Genomic DNA, 254 nt, shown 5'->3' with positions numbered 1-254 from the left:
AAAAGAGCACGCTCGACGCATGCCGAGCCCGCAACGACGGGCCGCGCGCAGCAAGCCGCCGAATCAGCCCGCGCGGCGGTGCTGCGCCATCGACACCGCCGTATCGATCGCGGCGATCAGGCTGCCCGCGTCGGCGCGACCGGTGCCGGCCAGATCGAGCGCGGTGCCGTGATCGACCGAGGTGCGGATGATCGGCAAGCCGAGCGTGATGTTGATGCCTTCGCCGAAAGTCGCGTATTTCAGCACCGGCAGGC

General features: G+C 69.3%; 1 protein-coding gene. It reads right to left on the bottom strand.

Translation table 11 applies throughout. The features are described from left to right. Nucleotides 1–63 precede the first annotated feature (63 nt). Nucleotides 64–254 (bottom strand): 4-hydroxythreonine-4-phosphate dehydrogenase PdxA (locus SB751_RS33040; protein ID WP_410749379.1); only part of this gene is annotated, 191 nt, incomplete at its 5' end.

It is taken from the genome of Cupriavidus sp. SIMBA_020, from assembly GCF_046535395.1.
GTDB classification, from domain to species: Bacteria; Pseudomonadota; Gammaproteobacteria; order Burkholderiales; family Burkholderiaceae; genus Cupriavidus; species Cupriavidus campinensis.
Note: the sequence above shows the minus strand (reverse complement) of the source record. Positions and strands in the feature narration are given on the sequence as shown.